This window comes from Enterovirga rhinocerotis (assembly GCF_004363955.1).
Lineage (GTDB): Bacteria > Pseudomonadota > Alphaproteobacteria > Rhizobiales > Beijerinckiaceae > Enterovirga > Enterovirga rhinocerotis.
On record NZ_SNZR01000015.1, the window covers coordinates 246180 to 268791 of the forward strand.

General features: G+C 69.5%; 18 protein-coding genes. 8 read left to right on the forward strand and 10 right to left on the reverse strand.

Annotated elements, in window-relative coordinates; all coding sequences use genetic code 11:
• Window positions 1-3 precede the first annotated feature (3 nt).
• The gene (locus EV668_RS20120) at window positions 4-987 is read right to left on the reverse strand and encodes a Bug family tripartite tricarboxylate transporter substrate binding protein (RefSeq protein WP_133773474.1); all 984 of its coding nucleotides are present in this window, start codon (window positions 985-987) and stop codon (window positions 4-6) included.
• 117 nt (window positions 988-1104) lie between these two features.
• On the opposite strand from EV668_RS20120, the gene EV668_RS20125 reads away from it, so the two are divergent.
• The gene (locus EV668_RS20125; protein ID WP_133773476.1) at window positions 1105-2070 is read left to right on the forward strand and encodes a LysR family transcriptional regulator; all 966 of its coding nucleotides are present in this window, start codon (window positions 1105-1107) and stop codon (window positions 2068-2070) included.
• Window positions 2071-2115: 45 nt separating this feature from the next.
• On the opposite strand, the gene EV668_RS20130 is transcribed toward EV668_RS20125, so the two are convergent.
• The 8 genes from EV668_RS20130 to EV668_RS20165 all read right to left on the reverse strand — a co-directional run bounded on the left by EV668_RS20130 (window position 2116) and on the right by EV668_RS20165 (window position 10634).
• Entirely contained in the window at window positions 2116-3072 is a 957-nt protein-coding gene (locus tag EV668_RS20130) for a 2-hydroxyacid dehydrogenase (protein ID WP_133773478.1), read from the reverse strand.
• Complete coding sequence (locus tag EV668_RS20135) at window positions 3069-3731, reverse strand: RraA family protein (protein WP_133773480.1); 663 nt, start codon at window positions 3729-3731, stop codon at window positions 3069-3071. Before EV668_RS20135 ends, EV668_RS20130 begins: the two co-directional genes overlap by 4 nt.
• A gap of 14 nt (window positions 3732-3745) precedes the next feature.
• Window positions 3746-4720, reverse strand: a complete 975-nt coding sequence (locus tag EV668_RS20140) for a tripartite tricarboxylate transporter substrate binding protein (RefSeq protein WP_133773482.1) — start codon at window positions 4718-4720, stop codon at window positions 3746-3748.
• A 157-nt stretch (window positions 4721-4877) separates the two neighbouring features.
• Window positions 4878-5855, reverse strand: coding sequence for a Bug family tripartite tricarboxylate transporter substrate binding protein (locus EV668_RS20145; RefSeq protein WP_133773484.1), 978 nt, complete (start codon window positions 5853-5855; stop codon window positions 4878-4880).
• Window positions 5856-5864: 9 nt separating this feature from the next.
• On the reverse strand, window positions 5865-6698 hold the full coding sequence (locus EV668_RS20150; RefSeq protein ID WP_133773486.1) for an N-acyl homoserine lactonase family protein: 834 nt from the start codon (window positions 6696-6698) through the stop codon (window positions 5865-5867).
• A gap of 4 nt (window positions 6699-6702) precedes the next feature.
• A complete protein-coding gene (locus tag EV668_RS20155; protein WP_245513328.1) occupies window positions 6703-8007 on the reverse strand; it encodes an MFS transporter in 1305 nt (434 codons plus the stop codon).
• A 147-nt stretch (window positions 8008-8154) separates the two neighbouring features.
• Complete coding sequence (locus EV668_RS20160) at window positions 8155-9186, reverse strand: NAD-dependent epimerase/dehydratase family protein (protein WP_208111592.1); 1032 nt, start codon at window positions 9184-9186, stop codon at window positions 8155-8157.
• Complete coding sequence (locus tag EV668_RS20165; protein WP_133773490.1) at window positions 9183-10634, reverse strand: aldehyde dehydrogenase; 1452 nt, start codon at window positions 10632-10634, stop codon at window positions 9183-9185. Before EV668_RS20165 ends, EV668_RS20160 begins: the two co-directional genes overlap by 4 nt.
• Before the next feature lie 152 nt (window positions 10635-10786).
• Here EV668_RS20165 and EV668_RS20170 point away from each other — a divergent pair, with 152 nt between their 5' ends.
• The 7 genes from EV668_RS20170 (at window position 10787) to EV668_RS20200 (ending at window position 21340) form a co-directional block, all read left to right on the forward strand.
• On the forward strand, window positions 10787-11452 hold the full coding sequence (locus EV668_RS20170; RefSeq protein ID WP_166652568.1) for a GntR family transcriptional regulator: 666 nt from the start codon (window positions 10787-10789) through the stop codon (window positions 11450-11452).
• A gap of 770 nt (window positions 11453-12222) precedes the next feature.
• Window positions 12223-14373: a TonB-dependent receptor family protein gene (locus tag EV668_RS20175; RefSeq protein ID WP_342636844.1), complete on the forward strand. Its 2151-nt coding sequence runs from the start codon at window positions 12223-12225 to the stop codon at window positions 14371-14373.
• On the forward strand, window positions 14373-18293 hold the full coding sequence (gene cobN, locus EV668_RS20180) for a cobaltochelatase subunit CobN (protein ID WP_133773495.1): 3921 nt from the start codon (window positions 14373-14375) through the stop codon (window positions 18291-18293). The genes EV668_RS20175 and cobN overlap by 1 nt, the downstream gene beginning before the upstream one ends.
• Window positions 18290-18769 carry a MotA/TolQ/ExbB proton channel family protein gene (locus tag EV668_RS20185; RefSeq protein WP_133773497.1) on the forward strand — a complete coding sequence of 160 codons (480 nt, stop codon included), beginning with the start codon at window positions 18290-18292 and terminating at the stop codon, window positions 18767-18769. Before cobN ends, EV668_RS20185 begins: the two co-directional genes overlap by 4 nt.
• Window positions 18766-19080: a DUF2149 domain-containing protein gene (locus EV668_RS20190; RefSeq protein WP_133773499.1), complete on the forward strand. Its 315-nt coding sequence runs from the start codon at window positions 18766-18768 to the stop codon at window positions 19078-19080. Before EV668_RS20185 ends, EV668_RS20190 begins: the two co-directional genes overlap by 4 nt.
• Window positions 19081-19343: 263 nt before the next feature.
• Window positions 19344-20324, forward strand: a complete 981-nt coding sequence (locus EV668_RS20195) for an ABC transporter ATP-binding protein (RefSeq protein ID WP_133773501.1) — start codon at window positions 19344-19346, stop codon at window positions 20322-20324.
• Entirely contained in the window at window positions 20321-21340 is a 1020-nt protein-coding gene (locus tag EV668_RS20200) for an ABC transporter ATP-binding protein (RefSeq protein ID WP_208111593.1), read from the forward strand. The genes EV668_RS20195 and EV668_RS20200 overlap by 4 nt, the downstream gene beginning before the upstream one ends.
• Window positions 21341-21590: 250 nt before the next feature.
• On the opposite strand, the gene denD is transcribed toward EV668_RS20200, so the two are convergent.
• Window positions 21591-22577 (reverse strand): D-erythronate dehydrogenase, encoded by a 987-nt coding sequence (gene denD, locus EV668_RS20205; protein WP_133773504.1) that lies wholly within the window; start codon window positions 22575-22577, stop codon window positions 21591-21593.
• Between the last annotated feature and the right edge of the window lie 35 nt (window positions 22578-22612).

Consider the following 22612-nt stretch of genomic DNA (forward strand, 5'->3'; position numbering starts at 1 on the left):
TCCTTACTCAATCGTCGCCCCTGTGAGTTTCACGACATCCGCCCATTTAGCGATGTCCGCTTCGAGAAACCGTCGAAACGCGGCCGGGTCGCTGCCGACGAGGGTGAAACCCTGTTTCGACAATGGCCCCGTCAGGTCCGGATCGGTCGCGGCGGTGGCAATGATCGTCTGGAGGCGGTCGACGATGCGTGGCGGAAGCCGTGCCGGGCCGAACAGCCCCATCCATGCCGTTGCGTCGAAGTCCTGGATCCCCTGCTCGCGGGGTGTCGGAGTCGTAGGTAGGAGGGGCGTGCGGTCGGGCGCGAGCACCGCGATCGCCTTCATCTGTCCGCTCTCGATGAGCGAGGACAGCGACGGCACCTGGTAGATCACGATCGGCACGCGACCGGCGATCGTGTCCGTGATGGCCTGGCCGATCTCCCGGTAGGGAACGTGGTTCAGCAGGGCTCCCGTTCGGAGCTTGAGCAGTTCGCCGGCCAACTGTCCGGACGAACCGACGCCGCCCGTCGCGAAATTGAGACCGCCACGCTCCTTGGCGAGGGCGACCAGTTCCCCGATCGTGTTGGCCGGCAAGTCCCGGTTGACCGCCAGAACGTTCGGAAAATAGGCGACCAGTGAGATCGGCGCGAAATCCTCGAGCACGCGGTAGGGGATCTTCGCCATCATCGAGGCGTTGATGGAATGCGACGATATCGTCCCCATCACGAGCGTGTGTCCGTCAGGTGCGGAGCGGGCGACGCCGAGGCTGCCGATCGTGCCGCCAGCGCCGGCGCGGTTCTCGACGACGACCCTGCCTCCCAATTCCGACGACAGCCGTTTCGCCATCACGCGCGCGAGGATGTCGGTGCTGGAGCCGGCGCCGTAGGGGACGACGAGGGTGATCGTCCGGCTGGGATAATCCTCCTGGGCGCGCGCCGTCCCGGCGGCTCCGGCGACGGCCACGAGGGCGAGGCGGGCCACGTCCCGCCGCGTCGGTGATCGCGTCATCCTGAATTCGCCTCCCGGACCAGCGCAACGTGACGTGCACCTTGGTCGCGACGGTATGCCTGTCCCGCGACACCGTCCAATAGTACATTTTCCGAAATTGATATTGGAAATCGATCAATGGGCGAAATCGACACGTCGGAGCAGCTCGGAGGCGTCAGCCTTCAGCAGATCGTGACCTTCCTGACGATCGCCGAGACGCGCAGCTTTCGCGCTGCGGCCGAGCGGCTGCACATCTCGCAATCCGCGCTGAGCGTACGCGTGAGGCAGCTCGAAGCCGCGCTGGGCGTGGTCCTGCTGCACCGCACGACGCGGTCCGTGCACCTGACATTGCAGGGACGCAGCGCCCAGACGTCGCTGCAGCGCGTGTGCAGCGATCTTCAACGGGTCGTCCGGGACCTGCGTGACGAGGCCGCCCTGCAACGGGGCTCGGCGACCGTCGCCGTCCTGCCCTCTTTGGCCATAACGCTCCTGCCGGGGATCATGCAGGCCTTCGCGGAGGCGCATCCGGGCGTGGAGATCCGCCTGCGCGACGCGGATTCGAAGAGCGCGCTCGCGATGGTGCGACGGGGCGACGTCGACATGAGCATCCAGTCGCGCCCCGATCAACTCGATGGATTGCTGTTCGAGCGGATGTTCGACGACGAGTTCGTCGTCGTCCTGCCGAGAGAGGGAGCCTCCTCACGCAAGCGCGTGCGGATCGAGGAGCTGCGTGGCCGCTCCCTTCTGCTCAATCCCCGCGGTGTCGACTTGCGCGAAAGCTTGGAGAGCCTTTTCGCGCAGGCCGCTCTGACCGTGTCCCCGACACAGGAGTTGGTTTCGAGCAGTGCGCTGGTCGCGCTCGTCTCTGCCGGGTTCGGCGTCACCATCCTGCCCAAGACGGCTCTCAGCGGCCTGCAATTATCGGGATGCCGCATCGCGGCGCTCGATCCCAAGGCGTCGCGAGAGGTCGGGATCGTCGTCAAGCCCGAGCGCTCCCGAAGCCCGCCCGTGCTCGCGCTCCGGACATTCATTCCGCTTTGGCTCGATGCGCTCCCCGCACAGGCTGGCGGAGCCAGCCAGGCTCGGGACCTGAGCGCATCATGATCGATGCCCTGCCGACGATCCCCGCCAGCCAGCCGAGCAGATCGCCTATGCCGGGACCGGCGTCAGCAGAGGTTTGCCCGCGAGCGCGGCTCGGACGTTGTCGACGACGAGCCGTTCCATGGCGCCCCGGGTATCCGCGGTGGCGCTGCCGACATGGGGTGTCAGGACGACCCGCTCGCTCTGCCGCAGCGCCTCGGGCGCGCCCGGTTCGTTCTCCAGAACATCGAGGCCGACTCCGCCGAGCAGCCCCGCCTCGAGGGCCCGGATCAGCGCGTCCTGATCGACGACCGAGCCGCGGCCGATGTTGACCAGGATGCCGGTTGGGCCGAGCGCCTCCATGACAGGCGCATCCACGAGGCGGCTCGTCTCCGGCCCGCCCTGACACGCCACGATCAGGATGTCGGCCCACCGGGCGAGGTCTCGCAGCGTGGGTTCGTAGAGATAGGGCACATCGGCCTTGGCCGTCCGGCCATGGTAGCGCACCTCCATGTCGAAGCCGCTGCCGCGACGCGCGATGGCGCGCCCGATCCGGCCGAGCCCGAGAATGCCCAAACGCTTGCCGGAGACGCGCGTCGAGAGCGGGAACCCGCCGAGCTGGGTCCAATGTCCCTCCCTGACATAGCGGTCGGCCACCACGATCCTGCGCGCCGTCGCGAGAAGCAGGCCCCAGGCGAAATCGGCGACGCAATCATCGAGCACGTCGGGGGTATTGCTGACCGCGATGCCGCGCGCGGCCGCCGCGGCGACATCGATCGTCTCGTACCCGACCCCCCAACTGCAGATGGCTCGCAGCGCCGGCAGTCGCTCGACGAGAGCCGCATCGCAGCCGCGCCGCACGGAGGTCGCCACGACCTCGACCTCATGGCCGTGCCGCTCGATCCAATCCGGATCGCATGTCCAGAGCGGGATGGCGCCGCATTCCGCCGCGAGCGGGGCGTCGGCTTGTGGGCCGATGGGCGCGAGCTGAAGCACGCGCCCGGCGGATGACGATCCGGCACTCATCGGCCGGGTAGGTACCCGGATGCGGCGGCGGCATCCGCGAAGCTGGTGCCGGCCCGGATCCGCCGCTCCACCTCGTGATCGACGGCGACGATCCGGTCGGCGGCCTCGAGAGCCGCGCCGAGGCTCGCCCGGGGGACGATCACGATACCGGTGTCGTCGCCGACGACGAGATCGCCTTCGGCCACGTCGATCCCACCGATCGTGACCTGGCCGCCGAGCGGCTGAAGCCGAAGCCGTCGCTTGCCCGTCGTCGGAGCGACGTGCCGGCTGGCAAGCCAGAGACCCGTCTCGCGGATCTCGTCGACGTCCCGGCACGCGCCGTCGATGACGACGCCGGTCGCGCTCCGCATCGTGCAGGCGAGCGAGGCGAGGCCGCCGAGCGTCGAGATCGGCTCGCCGCCGACATCGATCACGAGGACGTTGCCGGGGCCGGTCGCGGCGACGAGGCTGCCGACCCCGAAGTCCGACTTGTCGAAGGCGCCGAGTTCGCCCGCGACCTGCCGCGCCGTCACCGCGAAGCCGCACATGCGGCCTTGGCCGCTGCGCTGCGCGATGCCGCTGACGACGCCTGCGATGCCGAGCTCGTCGAGGGCATCGGACCAGGAGCTGACCGCGATGGCGGCGCAGCGGGCGAGGAGTGCCGTGTCTGCATCTGACATGATCGGCCCTCGTCTCAATCGATGCTGACGCGGGCGATCCGGACCGCCTCCGCCCAACGTTTCGTCTCGGCCTGGATGAAGGCATCGAAATCGGCCGGGGCGAGATTGGTGACGTCTGCCCCCATGTCGACGAGACGCTGCGTCATCGCCGGCTCGGCCACGATGGCCGAAATGTCCCGATAGATCCGCGCACGAAGCTCGTCGGGCAGTTTCGCGGGGGCGAAGGTGCCGAACCAGGTCGCTGCCTCGAAGCCCGGCATGCCGGCCTCCGCGAAGGTCGGGATGTCCTTGACGGCCGCGACACGCCGCGGATGGGCGAGGGCGATGCCGCGAAGATCGCCCGATTGGATATGGGGAAGCACGGCCGACAGGGTCGCGAAGGCGAAATGCGCCCGGCCCGCGAGGAGGTCGGTGATCATCGGCGTATCGCCCCTGAAGGGCACGTGCTGGGACGGAATCCCCGTGCGGGCCTTGAACAGTTCGGCCGTCAGGTGCTGGGCGGTGCCGACGCCTGTGGAGGCCGCGACCAGGACCCCCGTCTGCGTCTTCGCCCAGGCGACGAATTCATCGACCGTCTTCGCCGGCACGTCCTTGGCGGTGACGAGAACGAGCGGGATGACGGCCGTCAGCGTGATGGCCGCGAAGTCGCGGATCGGATCGTAGGTGAGCTTCTTGTAGAGGCTCGCGCTGATGGTGTGGGCCGACGTCGTCTCGAACAGCGTGTAGCCGTCGGGCTCGGCGCGGGCGACGTACTGCGCCGCCGCCACCGTCCCGGCGCCCGGCCGGTTCTCGACGACGATCGACTGGTTCCAGGTGGTGCGAAGCTTATCCGCGATCAGCCTGGCGATGACGTCCGTCGCGCCTCCGGCCGGATACGGCACCACGATGTTGACGGTTCGGGCCGGGTAGGCCTGCGCCCGGGCGAATTGTGCGGCCAATGGAGCGAGCGCCGCTCCCCCGGCCAGACCCAACAGCGTACGACGACGCATCCGATATTCCTCCCTTTTTTGCGTTTATTTCAGAGCATGCTGATGTTTCACGGAAACATCAGCATGCTCTGCCTTCATTTTTCGGCATGCTGTTTTCGGGAAGATGGAACCCACTTTCCCGCAGCATGCTCTCGGTCGGGCTGTTTCGCCCGACCGGTCAGTTGCCCGACCAGGGCCGCTCTTTCCAGAGTCGGCTGAGCACTTCGTTTTCCCGCTTCAGATGCGCTTCCCAGGTCTCGCCCGGCAAGTACAGCAGCTCGGTATACTGGCTTTCGATCTGTCGCACGAAATCCGGATTGGCGGCGACCTTCGCGAGCGCGTCGCTGAGGCGCTTGGCGATCTCGGGCTTCAGTCCCTTTGGCGCGACGATGCCCCGCTCCGAGCGCATCTCGAACGGGAAGCCGGCCTCCCGGAAGGTCGGCGCGTCCGGCGCGAAGCGCGAGCGTTTGGCACCCCCCTGGACGATGACCTTGATCTTGTCGCCGAGCGGGACCGCCTCGCCGATATTCAGGCCCGCGGCCTCGATGTGGCGGCCGAGGAGGTCGGTGCCGAGCGGCCCCGCGCCCCGGTAGGGCACGTGGCTCAGCTTCAGGCTGCCGAGCTGCTCGAACAGCGAGAGCGCCAGGTGTTCGTCCGTGCCGACGCCGGTCGAACCGAAGGTGACCTTGCCGGGTTCTGCCTTGGCCTTGGCGACGAGGTCGGCAATCGACTTGATCGGGCCGTCCGCCGCGACGCTGAAGGCCGACGGATCCGAAACCAGATTGGCGAGATAGTGGAAGCTGTCCGACTTGTAGCCGACGTTGCGCTCGATCGGGAGCGAGAGGAGCCCCGGATAGTTGGTGACACCGAGCAGGTAGCCGTCCGGCGCCGCCTTGGAGATGGCGTTGAGCGCGAGTTCGCCGGAGGCGCCAGGGCGGTTGGCCACGATCACCTGGCCGCCGAGCTCGCGCTCGAGGTAGCGCGCCACGGTCCGAGCGGTCGTGTCGGTGCCGCCACCCGCCGCGAAACCGACGACGAGCTCGATCGGCCGTGTCGGCCAGGAATCCTGCGCCCGCACGAAGGCCGGCATCGCGAGAGCAGTGCTTCCGGCGAGACCTGCCGCCAGCAGGTCCCGGCGTGAGTGACGAGAGGACATGGCGATCTCCTATCCGAACGGGTTCGGGGACGTTTCAGGCTGGTGGACGGGCGTGTGGTGGAGCATGACGGTCTCGCCGTCGCTTCCCGCCAGCGGCGGATAGCGGCGTCGGACCGCCGGATCGTGTCCGGGGACGATCAGGGATTCGTCACCCCCGGCGAGTTCGCGCGCGCGCCGCCACCCCCGCGCCATCTCCCCGAGATCGAAGACGATCGGAAACGGCTCCTCTCGTTCGAGATTGGCGTAGAAGTGGCTGGCGTCGCTCGCGAGGACGAGCGGGCCGCGCGCGGTCTGGACCCGGACCATCTGCAGGCCGTCCGTATGGCCCCCGACGCGGTGGAGGCTGACGCCCGGTGCGATCTCGCGGTCGCCGTCGTGGAACACGACACGGCCCGCATAGAGCGCGCGGACCATCCTGACGACGTCGTCCACTTCGAAGGCCCCGCGCATGCAGCCGAAGCACATGTTGCGGCCGGTGGCGAAGGCCATCTCGCGCTCCTGCAGGTGGAAGCGGGCTCGGGGGAAGAGATTGAGATTGCCCGCATGGTCGTAGTGCAGGTGGGTGATGACCACCTCGTCCACCGCGTCCGGATCGCAGCCGGCTTGCCGGAGCGCCTCGTCGACGGTTCGCGAGATGTGCCGTCCGCCGCCCGGTCCCTTGCGGTCCAGCGTTTCGCGGCTGAACCCGGTGTCGACGACGATCTGGCGAGCGCCCGAGCGCACGAGCCAGACGAAGTAGTCGAGCGGCATCGGGGCGTCGTGAGGATCCGGCGCGTGGATGAAGTTGCTGCCGGCCTTCCGATCCTGCCAGCCGTAGCGGAGCGCCAGAACCTCCCAGTGCATGACGCTACTCCGCCGGCGCGCGCACGGCGTCGGGCGCCTCGTCCCGATCGTCCCGACGCGGTCCGCGCCCGACGACGGCGGCGACGAGCGTCGCCAGGCCGGCCGTCGCCGCGACGATCAGGAGACCGCCGGTGAAGCTGCCGGTCTGCGTCTTCACCCACCCCATCACGTAGGGACCGGTGAAGCCGGAGAGGTTCGCCAGCGAATTGATGATGGCGATGCCGGCGGCGGCCGATGCGCCCGACAGGAAGTTGCCGGGGAGGGCCCAGAAGACCGGCTGGCAGCCGTAGATGCCGAAGGCCGCGATGGAGAAGCAGAGGATCTTGAGCACCGGATCCTGGATGACCGCCGCGGCGGCGAAGCTGACGGCGCCGACCGCGACCGGGAAGACGAGGTGCCAGCGCCGCTCGCGCTTCCGATCCGACCGGCGACCCCACACGACCATGCTGATCGCGCCGACGAGGGACGGAATGGCCGCCACGAAGCCGGTCTGGAGATTCGTCAGCCCGAATTCGCGGATGATCGAGGGCAGGAAGAAGCCCACGGTGTAGTTCATGGCGACGACGCCGAAATAGACGAAGCCGAGGCCGAGAACGATGGGGTTGATCAGCGTCTGGAGGACCGAGTGACGGGCCACGGCCGTGCGATCGCGCTCCTCCCTCGCGAGACGGTCGGCGAGCCACTGGCGTTCGGGCCCCGACAGCCAGGCGGCCTGGTTCGGCCGGTCGGTGAGGTAGAAGAGAACCACGGCCGCGAGCAGGACGGCGGGGATCGCCTCGATGATGAACATCCACTGCCAGCCCCGGAGCCCGTGCCAGCCGTCAAGCCCGAGGAGCCAGCCGGAGAGGGGCGCTCCGATCACGCTCGCGAGCGGAAGCGCGGTCATGAAGTAGCCGACGACGCGACCCCGGTAGGCGCCGGGGAACCAGAGCGTCAGGTAGTAGATGACGCCGGGGAAGAAGCCGGCCTCGGCCGCGCCGAGCAGCAGGCGGATGGTGTAGAAGACGTTCTCGTTGGACAGGCCGGTCGCCGCCGAGATCTGCGGGATGAAGCCCATGGCGCCCGACAGGATGCCCCAGGTGAGCATGATACGGGCGATCCAGCGCCGGGCACCGAAGCGGTGCAGCATGAGGTTCGACGGCACTTCGAACAGGAAATAGGTCAGGAAGAAGACCCCGGCCCCGAAACCGTAGACCGCTGCGGAGAAGCCGAGGTCGGCGTTCATGGTCAATGCGGCGAAGCCGACATTCACGCGGTCGAGATAAGAGATGATGTAGCAGACGATGAGGAACGGTACGATGCGAAGCATCACCTTCTTCATTGTGGCTTGTTCGATCGCTTCACTTCCCATCGACATGGGAGTTACTCCAACTTGTCATTGCTTGAGTGGCCGCGGAGATTCTTCGCAGCCGAGATGCGGCGGGGCCGAGGCGGCCCCGCCGGCGACGTCTGAACGTCAGCCCGCCGCGCGGTCGCGCCAGGCGAGGAGGCGCGCGAGTCCCTCACGCATGCCGACCTCCGGCTGCCAGCCGATGGCGTCCTTGGCGGCCGCGTGGTCGATCCGGAAGGCGCCGCCCGAGGTGAGGCGCACCTTGGTCGGATCGGGCTCGCGCTTCTCGGCCGTGAGGTCGGGCCGGCCCGATATCTCGGCCACCATCGTGACGAGTTCGAGCGTCGTGACCGGCTCGGGACCCGAGGTGTTGATCGCGACGTCGGTCGCGTCCGATTCCAGCGCCATGCGGTTGGCGCGGGCGAGATCGCCGACATAGACGAAGTGCTTCGTCTCGGAGCCGTCCCCGATGACGACCGGGCGCTCGCCGCGCTTCACGGCGTCGTGGGTCTCGACGATGTAGAGGGCGTTCGCGGCCCGGTAGTGCTGACGCTCACCGTAGACGGTCGAATAGCGCAGGATGACGTAGTCCTGGCCGTGGCGGCGATGCGCGTCGCGGCAGAGCTGCTCGCCGACGATCTTGCTGGCGCCGTAGAGGATCGCCGCCGGCGGGGCGCCGACCGAATGGAACGGCGTCTCCTCGACGAGATCGCCCTTCACGCCCGGGCCGTAGCCGTAGACGGCATTGGAGGATGCGAAGACGACCTTCGCGACCTTGTTTGCCCGGCAGGCCTCGAGGACGTTCTGGACCCCGCGCATGTTGACGTCGATCCCGGCCCACGGGTCCCGGTCCATCGAGAGCGTCATGAAGGCGGCGAGATGGACGAGGCCGTCGAGACCCTCCGTCGCCGCGAGCAGCTGGTGCAGCTTCAGGATGTCGCCCTGGACGACCGTGACGCGCTTGTCGTCCTTCAGATGCGCGATCGCCTCGCCCGATCCGAAGGAGAAGTTGTCGAACAGCCGAACCTCGGCGGCGCCTTTCGCGAGCAATTCCTCGCAGGTGGCCGAGCCGACGAGGCTTGCGCCGCCGACGACCATGAAGCGGCCGCCTTCGATCGTCTGGGCAGCCTTCGGGCTGCGCTTCACCGGGGCGCTCACTTCGCCACCGCCAGCGGATGCTCGTGGAGACCGAAATACATGCTCTTCACCTGTGCGTAGAGGCGGAGGCCGTCGATGCCCTTTTCCCGGCCGAGCCCGCTGTTCTTGAATCCGCCGAAGGGCGTCGACGTGACCGATTGCTTGTAGGTGTTGATCCAGACCGAACCCGCCTCGAGCGCCCGGCCGATCCGCCAGCAGCGCTTGAAGCTTTCCGACCAGATGCCGCAGGCGAGGCCGAAGGCGGTGCCGTTGGCCTGAGAGATCAGGTCCGCCTCGTCGCGGAACGGCAGAGCGACGAGGACGGGGCCGAAGGCCTCCTCCTGACAGCTCGCCGCGTCGGGGCCGAGCCCGTCGATGACGGTCGGCAGGTAATAGGCGCCCGCGTCGAACACGCCGCCCGTCGGCGCCTCGCCGCCGCAGAGGATGCGTCCGCCTTCCTGGCGGGCGCGGTCGACGAAGGCGGCGACTCGCTCGCGGTGGTGGAACGAGGCGAGCGGCCCCATCTCGACGCCAGCGGCGTCGGGAGCGTCGACCTTGAGGCTCTTGGCCCGGTCGACGACGCGCTGCAGCACCTCGTCATAGATCGAGGCCTCGACGAAGAGGCGCGAGCCCGCGACGCATGATTGACCGGCCGAGCCGAAGATGCCGGCGACGACCGCCGCGACCGCGTGGTCGAGGTCGGCATCGGCAAAGACGACGTGCGGAGACTTGCCGCCGAGCTCGAGGGCGGCAGGCACGAGCCGCTCGCCCGCGATACGACCGATCGCGCGGCCCGTTGCGGTGCCGCCGGTGAAGGAGATCATGCGGACGCCCGGATGAGCGACGAGCGCGGAGCCGATGGCCGGCCCCTTGCCCTGCACGACCTGCAGCATCCCCTCCGGCAACCCGGCCGCGAGAGCGATGCGGGCGAGTTCGGGGGCCAGAAGGGGCGAATCCTCCGACGGCTTCAGGATCACGGCGTTGCCGGCCGCGAGCGCGGGCGCCACCTTGGTGGCATCGTTCATGATCGGCGAGTTCCACGGCGTGATGCAGGCGACCACGCCGAAGGGCTCGAGCACCGTGAGGGAGACGTAGTCGCCCCGGCTCGGCGTCACGTCGGTTTCGAGCGTCTCGCAGACGCCGGCGTAGTAGCGGAAGGTGCCGATGGCGGATTCGACCATGCCGCGGCATTCGCCGAGCGGCTTGCCATTGTCGGCCATCTGCAGGCGCGCCAGCGTTTCCTTCTCGGCCAGGAGGCCGTCGGCGATCTTCTGCAGGACGAGGGCGCGGCGATGGGGCAGAGATTCCGCCCAGCCCGAATTGCGGAATGCGGTCCAGGCGCGCTCGACGACAGCGTCAAGTTCCGCCGGGCTCGTCGCCGTGACGGTTCCGGCGACCGAGCCGTTGGCAGGATTGATGCTTGTGATCATCTCGTCGGACGATGCGCTGGTGTTCGGCGCGAGGGTCATGTGCTGCTCCGTGAGCGGGGCGGTATGGCGAGAAACGCCCCCTTCCTCCAGCAGGTCGATGCCGATAAGAACTCCGACGATCCTATCGATAATCCGGCGCGCCTCGCCGTGCAGGGAGCGACGAGAGGGAGATGTCGGAGCGTTCCTTGGCCATGTCAGCGGATGACGCCCCGCATCCGGTCGATGTCGTCATCGCGGCCATCGAGACGGATGTGATCCGGGGGCGAATCCTGCCCAGGATGCGCCTCATCGAAGATCACCTGATGGAGGATTACGGGGCCAAGCGGCACGTGGTGCGCGCGGCCCTGACCGAGCTCGAACGTCTCGGGGTCGTGATCAAGCCGCGCCATCGCGGAGCCGAGATCAGGCGCTTCGACGCCGCGGAACTGAAGCAGCTCTACGACATGCGGGCGGTCTTGCACCGGGCGGCCGTCGCCGCGATGCCCCTGCCGCCGTCAGCGGAGGCGCTCAGTGGATTGGAGGCCGCCCGAGCGAGCCATGAGAGCGCCTGCGCGGAGGGGGACCTGATCGCGATCCATCGCAGCAACATGACGTTTCACAGGCTGCTCTACGGCTTGTGCGAGAACCAGTATCTGGCGGAGTCGATCCGCCTGCACGACTGGCTCAGCTTCCCGGCGCGGGCCTACGGGGTAGCGGACGAGCAGGCCCTCCGCATCGCCTGCGACGAGCATGGCGAGATGGTCGAGGCCGTCCGGCGCGCCGACAGGGCGGCACTGGAGGATCTCTCGGTCAGGCATATGGCAAACGCGCGGCGCATCTACGAAACGAAGTTCTTCGCTCGCGGACCCAGAGCCTGACGGTTGGACCCTGTGGAGGCTGAGCCCGGCCGGCACGGGCGCTGACCTTCGGGCGCGTCCTCGATCGGCTCGGACGCCCCGGGAGGGCCTGCCCTCGCATCCGAACGTCACGCCGCCGACGATGCTGGAGGATGTTCCGCGATCAACCCATTCGGCGGGATCGTCCCGATCCCTGCCTCGACGCCGATGTCGGCGGAGCAGGCAGGCCGGATCTGCCGCGGGGCGAACTCGATCCGCTCTATGTCGGCATCGTCATCCGCCGCTGCGAGGCGGTTGCGCGACCCCCGCCGTCCGGATGGGAGTCGCTGCCCCACCACCGTCAAACCGGCGCTGATCAAGGCCGCACGGCTGTCGCTGAAGAGCCACCGGCGAACGTGGCTCGATGAATGGCCGGCAGCAGGCTTGCCGTTCGTGGTGACAATCCGGTATGTAATGTTGTAACATAAAGTACCGATCCCCGCAGGGCGGCGCTTTTGGAGGGCACGGATTTCCGAGCCCGAAATCCGCGCCCGATAGCCTGCCGGTGCAGCGGTTATGGTATGTTATAGCATAGAGGTCTGATCGTGGTTCGGGGAATTGTGACGGTAGCGCTGATGGCGACCGTGTCGGGATTTGCCACCGAGGCTCGCTCTCAAGAGGTCGGTACGCTGCTCGAAGCCATTTCGGTTGCCCCGCCGCGGGCCGCGAGGACTGCCAATCCTGCCTCGACGGCTACAGGCGAACGCTCGAGCCGGCGCCCTGCGGCCCGGCCGTCCGCCCGCCGCGTCCCGATGCCAGCATCCGGCTCCGCTCAGCTCGATCCTCGCGCCGGCTCCCCGCCAGTAGAGGGGGCGGGAGCCGCGGGCCAAAGTCCGTTCGCGCAGCAGACAGCGCGCTTCCTTCGCCGGCCCGGCGCCGAGACCGTGGTCGGCCTGCGCAATGCGGAGGCGGGGCGGCGCACGAATATCGGCGATACGCTCGTGCGAACGCCCGGCATCTTCATGTCCGAGCGGGGCGCGGGCACGAGCGGCTTCATCTCGATCCGCGGCAGCGACATCTCGATCGACGGCTCGCGCAACGGGCGCGGCATCCGGGGTTATCTCGACGGCTTTCCGCTCGGCCGCACCGAGGCCGGTCTCACGAACACCCTGATCGACCCGCTCGCGGCCGATTTCATCGAGGTCTATCGCGGCGCCAACTCGCTACGCTACGGCAGCATCGCGACGGGCGGCGCCCTCAATTTCGTCTCGAAGACGGGACGGACCGCGCCGGGCAACGCCGTCACGATCTCGGGCGGCAGCTTCGGCACGCTGCAATCGCAACTGGAGACGGGCGGAGCGAAGGGCGGTGTCGACTGGTACGTCCAGGCCAACGGCCTCGGCGTCGACGGCTTCCAGCGGCATACCCGCGAGCGGAATTACCGCCTGTCGGCGAATGTCGGCGTCGAGATCGCGCCGGGGGTCGAGAACCGGACCTTCTTCGGGATCGGCCGCTCGCTCCAGGACATGGCCGAGCCCCTGCCGCTCGCCTCGCTGCGCTCGCTCCGCAAGACCGCTCCCGCGAATTCCTACCTCTTCGACGAACGCATCAACTTCGACTACCAGCGCATCGCCAACAAGACCACGATCCGGGACGGATCCACCGCCTACGAGCTCGGCTTCTACTTTCTCAACACCACCCTCGATCATCTGCCGTCGCCCTTCGCCGGCATCATCGATTACGGCTGGCGGGACATGGGCGTATCGGGCCGCGTCGAGCACAAGACGGAACTCGCCGGGCTTCCGACCGAGATCGTGGCAGGGGTGCGCGCCAACTACACGGACGCCGATTTCAACCGCTACCAGCACCGGAACGACGGCCGCGACAAGGGGCGGCAGATCGTCAGGAACGGCTTCTCGTCCTGGCTGATCGAGAGCTACGGCGAGGCGGCGATCGAGGTGATGCCGGGCTGGAAGGCATTCCTCGGCCTGCAGGGCGTCTACACGACCCGTGTCCTCGACGATCACTATCATGGCGGTGTCGTGCCCGCCCTCGGGCCGACATCCCCCGGCGGTCCGCAGCCCGGACGGTCTGCGGCGCGGCAGGAATACGATCGGGACTTCTCGGCGCTGAACCCGAAGATCGGCTTCAACTGGGAGCACACCAGCGGCCACTTCCTCTTCGGCAATATCGCCCGAAGCTATGAGGTGCCCTCGGGCGCCGATCTGTCCGACGCGATGAGCGTGCAGGCGAGAACCTCCCGGACGATGCCGCTCCTGCAGGCCCAGAGCGCCTGGACGGGCGAGGTCGGCGTGCGGGGCGGCGGGGCGCGCTTCACCTACGACGTCACCTTCTACGAGATGCATCTCGACCGGGAGATCCTGACCCGCTGCGCGACCGAGATCGATCCGTCCTGCGCGACGACCGTCGCCTTCAACGCCAAGAGCACGATCCATCGCGGCATCGAGATCGGGATCGGCGCGGTGCCCTTCGTCGACGTCTTCACGCCCGACGACAAGGTCTTCGTGAACGCGGTCTACAACGTGAACGACTTCGCCTTCGACAAGGACCCGCTCTTCGGAGACCGGCGTCTTCCGGTCATTCCCCGGCATCAGGTCTTCGCGGAGATCGGCTACCGGCATCCGCTTGGCTATTTCGTCTCGGTGAACGTGCGGGGACTCAGCAGCCGTCGCACGACCTTCAATGGCGCGGGCGGGGAGGCCTTCACCGTTCCGGCCTATGCCCTCCTCGGCGCGAAGGCCGGCTGGACCGCGCCGGACAAGTCGTGGTCCGTCTTCGTCGAGGGCCGGAACCTGCTGGACGAGCCATACGTCTCCGAGTTCTCGGCGACGCCGGGCATCCCCGTCGTGCAGCAGGGGCCGCGCGCCGTCCCGCGCACGACTCCGCAGGTGCGGCCGGGCGATGGCCGCGCGGTCTATGCCGGCGTGACCCATCGCTTCTGATGCCGTCACATCCCTCGCGGCCGGGACGCATCCCCGGCGCCGTCGCCCTGCTGCTCGCCCTCGCCGTTCTCGCCAGGCCCCCAGGCGCCGCGGCGCAGGCCGACAGGCAGCCCCTGACGGTGCGCGTCGTCGCGACGGATTTCGTCCTGTCCGGGAAACTCGACAAGATCGCCCGCATCGGCGCCGCCGAAGGCGTCGAGGTCACGCATCGCACCGTCGGCCGGGATGCCGCCGTCGAGGCGGCCGACCTCCTCGTTCTCGACACGCCGCGTCCGGTCGACGTCGCCGCCGTCGAGCGGGCCATCGGCCCGGCTCTGGCCGGAGCCGGATCGCCTGCCTGGATCCGCGTCGGCGGCGGTCCCCCGGCATTCGGCGGCCTGCGGCCGGACGAGGCGCGCCGCCTTGCCGCCTATTGGTCCGGCGGGGGGAGCGCCAATCTCCGTGCCTTCTTCGCCGTCCTCAAGGCGAGCCGTGGCCGCGGCGATCCCGCTGCCATCCCGCCCCCCGCGCCGCTGCCGCCGGCCGGCATCCATCACCCGGAAGCGCCGGCGGCCTTCGCCGATCCCGAGGCCTACGAGCGCTGGGGCGCCTCGCGCTGGACGGCGGGCGCGCCGCGCCTCGCCGTCGTGATCCATCCCGGGATCGTCTCGGGGATGGAGACCGCGACCATCGACGCGATCGTCGGGCGGGCCGAGGAGGAGGGCCTCGTCCCCGTCGTCTTCTGGCCCGATCCGAAGGATCCTGCCGGGCTTGAGACGATGGTCCGCCGGGTCCGTGCCGATCTGCTCGTCGTCGCGACGCATCTTCAGGGAGGCTCGACCCGGGCGGCCGAGTTCGGACGCCTCGACATCCCCATCCTCCAGACGATCGCCTATCGCGACGGCGGCCGGGAGGCCTGGGAGCGGGCGACGAGCGGCATCGCGCAGCCCCTCGTCGCGCCGTTCCTGTCCGTGCCGGAAGGCTGGGGCGCGAGCGATCCGATGGTCGTCGAGGCGACCGAGAACGGCGAGCCGGCGCCGCTTCCGGGACAGATCGCGGCTCTCGTCGCCAAGGCGAAGAGGCTCGCCGCCCTCCGCCGCAAGGCGCCGCCCGAGAAGCGGTTGGCGCTGCTCTTCTGGAACTATCCTCCGGGCGAGAAGAACCTCTCGGCCTCGAACCTCAACCTGCCGAGGAGCCTCGCGCGGTTGAGCGCGGCCCTCGCCGGCGCGGGATATGACGTGCCCCCCGCCACCGAAGCGGCCTTCATCGAGGCCGGGCAGTCGCTGCTCGCGGCGGTGTACAGGCCCGAAGGGCTGGCGGACCTGCATGCGCGCGGGCGCGCAGCCGTGCTGCCTCTCTCGCGCTATCTCGCCTGGTTCGGGGCGCTGCCCGACGAGGTCCGCGGCGCCGTCACGGCGCGCTGGGGCGAGCCGGAGAGTCATGCCGCGCTCCGGACGATCGGCGGCGAACGCGGCTTCCTACTCCCCACGCACCGTCTCGGCAAACTCGAGATCATGCCGCAGATGCCGCGCTCGGGCAGGCCGGGGCAGGATTATCACGACGCCAAGGCGCCGCCGGATCACCTCTATCTCGCGCAGTATCTCTATCTCCGCGAGATCTCCGGGGCGGATGCGCTCATCCATTTCGGCACGCACGGCACGCAGGAATGGCTCCCGGGCAAGGATCGCGGGCTCTCGGTCCGGGATTTCCCGTATCTCACGCTCGGCGATCTGCCGGTCTTCTATCCCTACATCCAGGACAATGTCGGGGAGGCCGTCCAGGCGAAGCGGCGCGGCCGCGCGGTCACGATCAGCCACCAGACCCCGCCTTTCGCGCCGGCCGGCCTCTATGACGAGCTGCGCGACCTGAACGCCCTCATCCACGACCATGCCCAGATGGAAGACGGAGCCGCCCGCGAGACGACGGCGACCCGGCTGCGCGAGGCGGTGATCGCGGCCCGGCTGCACGCCGATATGGGATGGGACGAAGAACGGATGAAGGCGGATTTCTCCGCCTTCATCGCCGCCCTGCACGACCATCTGCACGGTCTCGCGGACCATGCGATGCCCCATGGCCTGCACACGTTCGGGGAGCCGGCCTCGCCCGAGGATCGGCTCCTCACGGTCGTCCAGCAGCTCGGGCCGTCGTTCCTCGACAAGCTCGGAGGCCGGGATGCCCTGCGCGCGGCCGATCCGAAGCGGCTCGGCGACACGCCGGCCCTGAATCTCCTCACGGCGCATCTGCGGGAGGGCAAGCCCCTCTCCGCGATCGCGGATGAGGCCCTGCGGGCGGATGTCGAGCGGGCCGCGGCTCTCGACCGCCATCTCGCCGAGACGGGGGAGATCGAGGCGCTGTTGAAGGGGCTCGCGGGCGCTTTCGTCACGCCCGGCCCCGGCGGCGATCCCATCCGCAACCCGACCGTCCCGAGCGGGCGCAACCTCTTCCCCTTCGAAGCCGACAAGGTGCCGACGCGCGCCGCCTTCGAGGCCGGCGGCGTCGCCCTCGCGCAACTCGTCGAGGCGCATCGCGCATCGCATGGGGGGGCGGCGCCGCGGAAGCTCGCCTTCAGCCTGTGGTCGTCCGAGACGATGCGGCATCTCGGCATCCTCGAGGCACAGGTGCTCCATGCGCTCGGATTGCGGCCGGTCTGGAATTCGGGCGGCCGCCTCGTCGGGCTCGACATCGTCCCCGCCGCCGAACTGGGCCGGCCGCGGATCGACGTCGTCGTCCAGGCGACGAGCCTCTATCGCGACCAGTTCGACGGCTTCATGCGGCTGCTCGCCGAGGTGATCGAACGGCTGTCCGCGCTCGACGAGCCGGACAATCCCGTCGCGGCCAATACGCGCGCCGTCACGACGCGGCTCGTCGCCTCGGGCCGGCCGGAATCCGAGGCGCGGCGCCTCGCGGCCCTCCGGATCTTCTCGAACGAGCCCGGCGACTACGCCACGGGCCTGCCCGGCGCGGTGCTGGATTCGACGGCCTGGGAGAAGGACGCCTCGCTCGCCGACGCCTTCCTCGCCCGCATGCGGTTCGGCTACGGCGCGCGCGATTGGGGCGTGGATGCGGGAGCGGCCAACCTCTTCGCCGAGCAGCTCCGCGGGACTGACGGGGCCGTCCTGTCGCGCTCGTCCAGCCTCCACGGAATCCTGTCGACCGACCATCCTTTCGAATATCTCGGCGGCCTCTCGCTCGCCGTCCGGCGTGTCGGCGGCGCGAGCCCCGCGCTCTACGTCTCCGATCTGCGACAGCCGACGACGCGCGTCGCCCCCGCTGCCTCCTTCCTCGCGGACGAGATGCGGGCGCGGACGCTCAATCCGCGCTGGATCGCGGGCATGCAGCGCGAGGGCTATGCCGGCACGCTGGAGGTGCTCAACCAGGTCAACAACCTGTTCGGCTGGCAGGTCGCCGATCCGGCCATGGTCCGGGCCGACCAATGGCAGGCCGTGCACGACACCTTCGTGCGGGACAGCCGCGCGCTCGGCCTCGCCGCATGGTTCGAGACGCACAATCCGACGGCGCAGGCCCAGATGCTGGACCGCATGGTGGAGGCCATCCGCAAGGGCTATTGGGACGCGTCAGACGAGACGCGGCGTGAGATCGTCGAGCGCTGGAACCAGCTCGCGGCGCTCGGCGCGGAGGCCGGCGCGCCGGCGACGCGGGCCCATGTGGCGGCGATGGCCGCGGGGTTCGGACTGGCGAGCCCCGGCTCGGCGGCAGGTCCGGGCGGTCCCGCCGCACCCCAGGGCGAGGCCGCGCAGGCGGAGCCGGCGGGCGAGACCGTCGTCGGCCGCGTCATGAAGAAGGTCGAGCCCTCGCCCCCGCCGCCCCCGATGCCGTGGACCGGTCTCCTGACGGGGCTCGCTTTGGCCGCCTGCACCCTGTCCGGTGCGCTTCGCCAGGTCTTCGCCGGCCGGCGATCGGAATTCGGAGTTTCCCGATGATCTCTCTCGAAACCGGGCTCTACGCCCTCGCGCAGCTCTTCCTGCTGCCCGTCCTCGTCTTGATCGTCGTGGCGCTCGCCTATGCCTTCGCGGCTCTGGGCGGCTTCGCGATCGAGGCGCTCCAGCGTGCGCGAAGGACCTACCGCTCGCCTCTCCTCGCCCGGGCGCGCGATCCCGCCGCGACGAGCGACGACCTCGAACTCCTCATCATGCGGCGGCTGGAATGGCTGCGCATCGTGGCCCGCTCGGCGCCGATGCTCGGCCTCGTCGCGACGATGATCCCGATGGGCCCGGCCCTGCTCGCCCTGTCGAACAACGATGCGAAGGCGCTCGGCGGCAACCTCGTCGTCGCCTTCGCGGCCGTGATCCTGTCCCTCGTCGCGGCCGCGCTCGCCTTCCTCATCCTTACGATCCGGCGCCGCTGGCTCCTCGAGGATCTGCGCGAGGTCGAGCGGACGCGGGGGCTGGCGTCATGAGGTTCCTGGACGAGGAGGGCGAGGATCCGCTGCTGTCGGTGGTGAACCTCGTCGACATCTTCCTGGTCGTGATCGCGATGTTGATGATCGTGATCGTGCAGAACCCGCTCAATCCCTTCTCCGACAGCAAGGCCGTGCTGGTCGAGAATCCCGGCCGTCCCGACATGCGCATCACGGTGAAGGACGGGAAGGAGATGACCCGCTACGAGCCCAGCGACGAGATCGGCGAAGGGAAGGGCGTGCGGGCCGGCATCACGTATCGGCTGCCGGACGGGCGCATGATCTATGTGCCGGAGACAGCGAAGGACTAGCGAGGCCCATCGACGTGGAGGACGAGCCGGCCGCGAGATCGTTCCCGATCCCGGCGGCGGCTGGCGATCGGCATCGCACGAGGCTCGCCGCCGAGCCCACGATCGGAGCCTCGGGACGCGCAGGGATGTCGTCTCGCTAAGCCGTTCGCTCGTGCGGCGAGGGTCGCGCCGATCGGATCGGGTCGATCGTCGCGATCCGCCAAAATGCGAGACGCCGGCGTCTCGCCCTTGCGCGCGCCCCGTCCCTGCGGGACAAATCTGGAATGGCTCCAGTCCTCGAGGTCCGCGACCTCACGGTCGTCTTCGACACCGATGCCGGGCCGCTCGCGGCCGTGAACGGCGTCTCGCTGTCGGTCGGGCGCGGCGAGGTGCTCGGCGTCGTCGGGGAATCCGGCTCCGGCAAGTCGGTGACGGGGCTCGCGCTGCTCGGCCTCGTCGACCCGCCGGGCCGGATCGCGGGGGGCTCGATCCTGTTCGAGGGCGAAGACCTCGTCGGCCGCTCCGAACACGAGATGCGGCGCCTGCGCGGCGCGCGAATCGCGATGATCTTCCAGGACCCGATGTCGACGCTGCACCCGGTCCTGCGCATCGATACGCAGATGATCGAGGCCATCGAGGCGCATGAATCCGTGGCCCCGGCCGTCGCGCGGGGGAGGGCGCTCGCGGCGCTCGAGCGGGTCGGCATCCCCTCGGCGGCCGAGCGGCTCGCCGCCTATCCGCACCAGTTCTCCGGCGGGATGCGCCAGCGCGTCGCCATCGCGACGGCCCTCCTGAACCGGCCCGCCCTCCTCGTCGCCGACGAGCCGACGACGGCGCTCGACGTCACCATCCAGGCTCAGATCCTGGCCGAGATGCAGGCGCTCCAGGCCGAGACCGGAACCGCGCTGATCTGGATCACGCACGACCTCTCGGTCGTCTCCGGCCTCGCCGACAGGGTGGCCGTCATGTATGGCGGGCGCATCGTCGAGACCGGCCCCGTCGCGGCCGTGATCGAGCGGCCGGTCCATCCCTATACGGCCGGACTGATCGGCTCGGTGCCGAGCCGCAACCGCCGCGGCGTGCCGCTGGCGCAGATCCGCGGCCACGCTCCGGCTCTCGCCCAGATGCCGCCGGGCTGCCCCTTCCATCCGCGCTGCGAGCGGGCGAGCGCCCTCTGCGCACGGACGATGCCGTCGGCCGCATCGTATGGTCCTGCGCACGAGGCGGCCTGCCACCACCCGCTCGCCCTGCCGGAGGCCGCGTGAGCGCGCCCGCCCTCGCGCTCGACGGCGTCTCCCGCCGTTTCGTGAAGCCGCTCGACCTCGCCGAGAGGGCCGCGAACCTCCTCGGCGCCGGCCGCAGGGCGCAGGTGGTGCGGGCGGTCGACGGCGTCAGCCTCGACGTCGCCCCGGGCGAGGTGCTGGGCCTCGTCGGGGAATCGGGCTGCGGGAAATCGACCCTCGCCCGCATCGCCTCGGGGATCATGGAGCCGAGCGAAGGCGCCGTGCGGATCGAGGGCGCGAACCGCGCCGGGCTCGGCCGCGAGGCGCGCCGGCGGGCCGATCTCGCCGTGCAGATGGTCTTCCAGGACCCGATGGGCTCGCTCAACCCGCGCATGCGGGCGGGCGACATCATCGGCGAGGCGCCGCTCGTCCACGGGATCGTCGGGCGGGGCGAACTCGCCGATTACGTCGCCGGGCAGATGCGCCTCGTCGGGCTCGATCCGGCCCTGCGCGACCGTTATCCGCATCAATTCTCCGGCGGCCAGCGCGCGCGGATCGGCATCGCGCGGGCGCTCGCGGTGAAGCCGACGATCCTCGTCTGCGACGAGGCGACGGCCGCGCTCGACGTCTCGATCCAGGCGCAGGTCCTGAACCTCTTCGCCGAACTCCGAAGGAGCCTCGGTCTGACGCTCCTTTTCGTGAGCCACGATCTCGGCGTGGTCGAGCACATCTCGGACCGGGTCGCGGTGATGTATCTCGGGCGGATCGTCGAGGAGGCGACGACCGACGCGCTCTTCGCGCGGCCGAACCATCCCTATACCCAGGCGCTCCTCGCCGAGGTGCCGCGGCTCGAGGCGCGGAAGCGCCGCTTCTCCGCGCTGAAGGGCGAATTGCCCTCGCCGCTCGCCCCGCCGCCGGGTTGCCATTTCCACCCGCGCTGCCCGCACGCCTTCGACCGCTGCCGCATCGAGCGCCCGGCCCTGCGCGAGGTGGCCCCAGGCCAGCGCGCCGCCTGCCACCTCAACGACGAGGCGACGCGGTCAAGCAGCCGGGCGTGAACCGGTTATCTGCCGTCCCGCAAAAGGAGCTACCGTACTCGCCTTGCCGAGAGGGCACCGCACGCACCTTCCCTCCCCCTTGTGGGGAGGGCCGAGTCGAAGCGGAGCTTCGAGCCGGGGTGGGGGCGCCTCGGCAGAAGGCACCGCCGTGCGAACCGGCACCACCCCCACCCGGCTCGGCCTATGGCCGAGTCCCCCCTCCCCAGAGGGGGGAGGGAGGGTGTGCACGGCGCCCTCGCAGCAATCCCCGTCAGCCGGGTACGCGGCCGCCGAGTTCGTCGTCGATATAGACCTGGATGATCTCGTCGAAGGAGGTCTCGGCCTTGAAGCCGAGGCTTTGCGCGCGCTCCGGCTGGCAGCGCTCGGCCCAGCCCGCGACGATGCCCTGGACGACCGGATCGGGCTCGCGCCGGATGCGGGCGGCGACCGTGTCGCCCGCGACGCGGCGCAGCGCCTCGATCTGCTCGCCGACCGTGACGGAGAGGCCGGGCATGGTCAGGCTGCGGAGCTGGCCGAGCGGGGCGGTGTCCATGGTCGCGGCATGGAGGAGGAAGCCGATCGCCGCGCGGGGCGAGGCGTGCCAGTGCCGGGTCGTCTCCGCGACGGGCAGGATCGCCTCCTTCCCGTTCAGCGGCTCGCGGATGATGCCGGAGAAGAAGCCGGATGCGGCCTTGTTGGGCAGGCCCGGCCGCACGCAGATCGTCGGCAGGCGGATGCCGACGCCGTCGAGGAAGCCGCGGCGCGAGTAATCGGCGAGGAGGAGCTCGCCGATCGCCTTCTGCGTGCCGTAGCTCGTGAGCGGGGTCAGGTTGAACTCGTCGGTGATGCCGTCCTTCGGGAAGGGCTGGCCGAAGACCGCGATCGAGGAGGTGAAGACGACGCGGGGCTTGTAGCCGCCGCCGATGGCCCGGATCGCCTCGAAGAGGTTGCGGGTGGAATCGAGGTTGACCCGGTAGCCTTTCTCGAAATCCGCCTCCGCCTCGCCGGAGACGATGGCCGCAAGGTGGACGATCAGGTCCGGCCGGCCCGCGACCAGCCCCTCGCAGCGGCCCGGCTCGCCGAGATCGCCCGCCTGCACCTCGACGGGGAAGGGGGCATCCGCGGGAGCCTTCGGCGCGACGACGTCGAAGAGCAGCATCCCGGAGACGGGCTTGCCGCCGACGCCGCCATCTTTGACGATCCGCTCGACCAGCTTGCGCCCGATCATGCCGGCCGCCCCGAGAACCAGAATCTTCATCGCGTGCTCCTTGGGATGTCGCGTCTTCCTTCTCC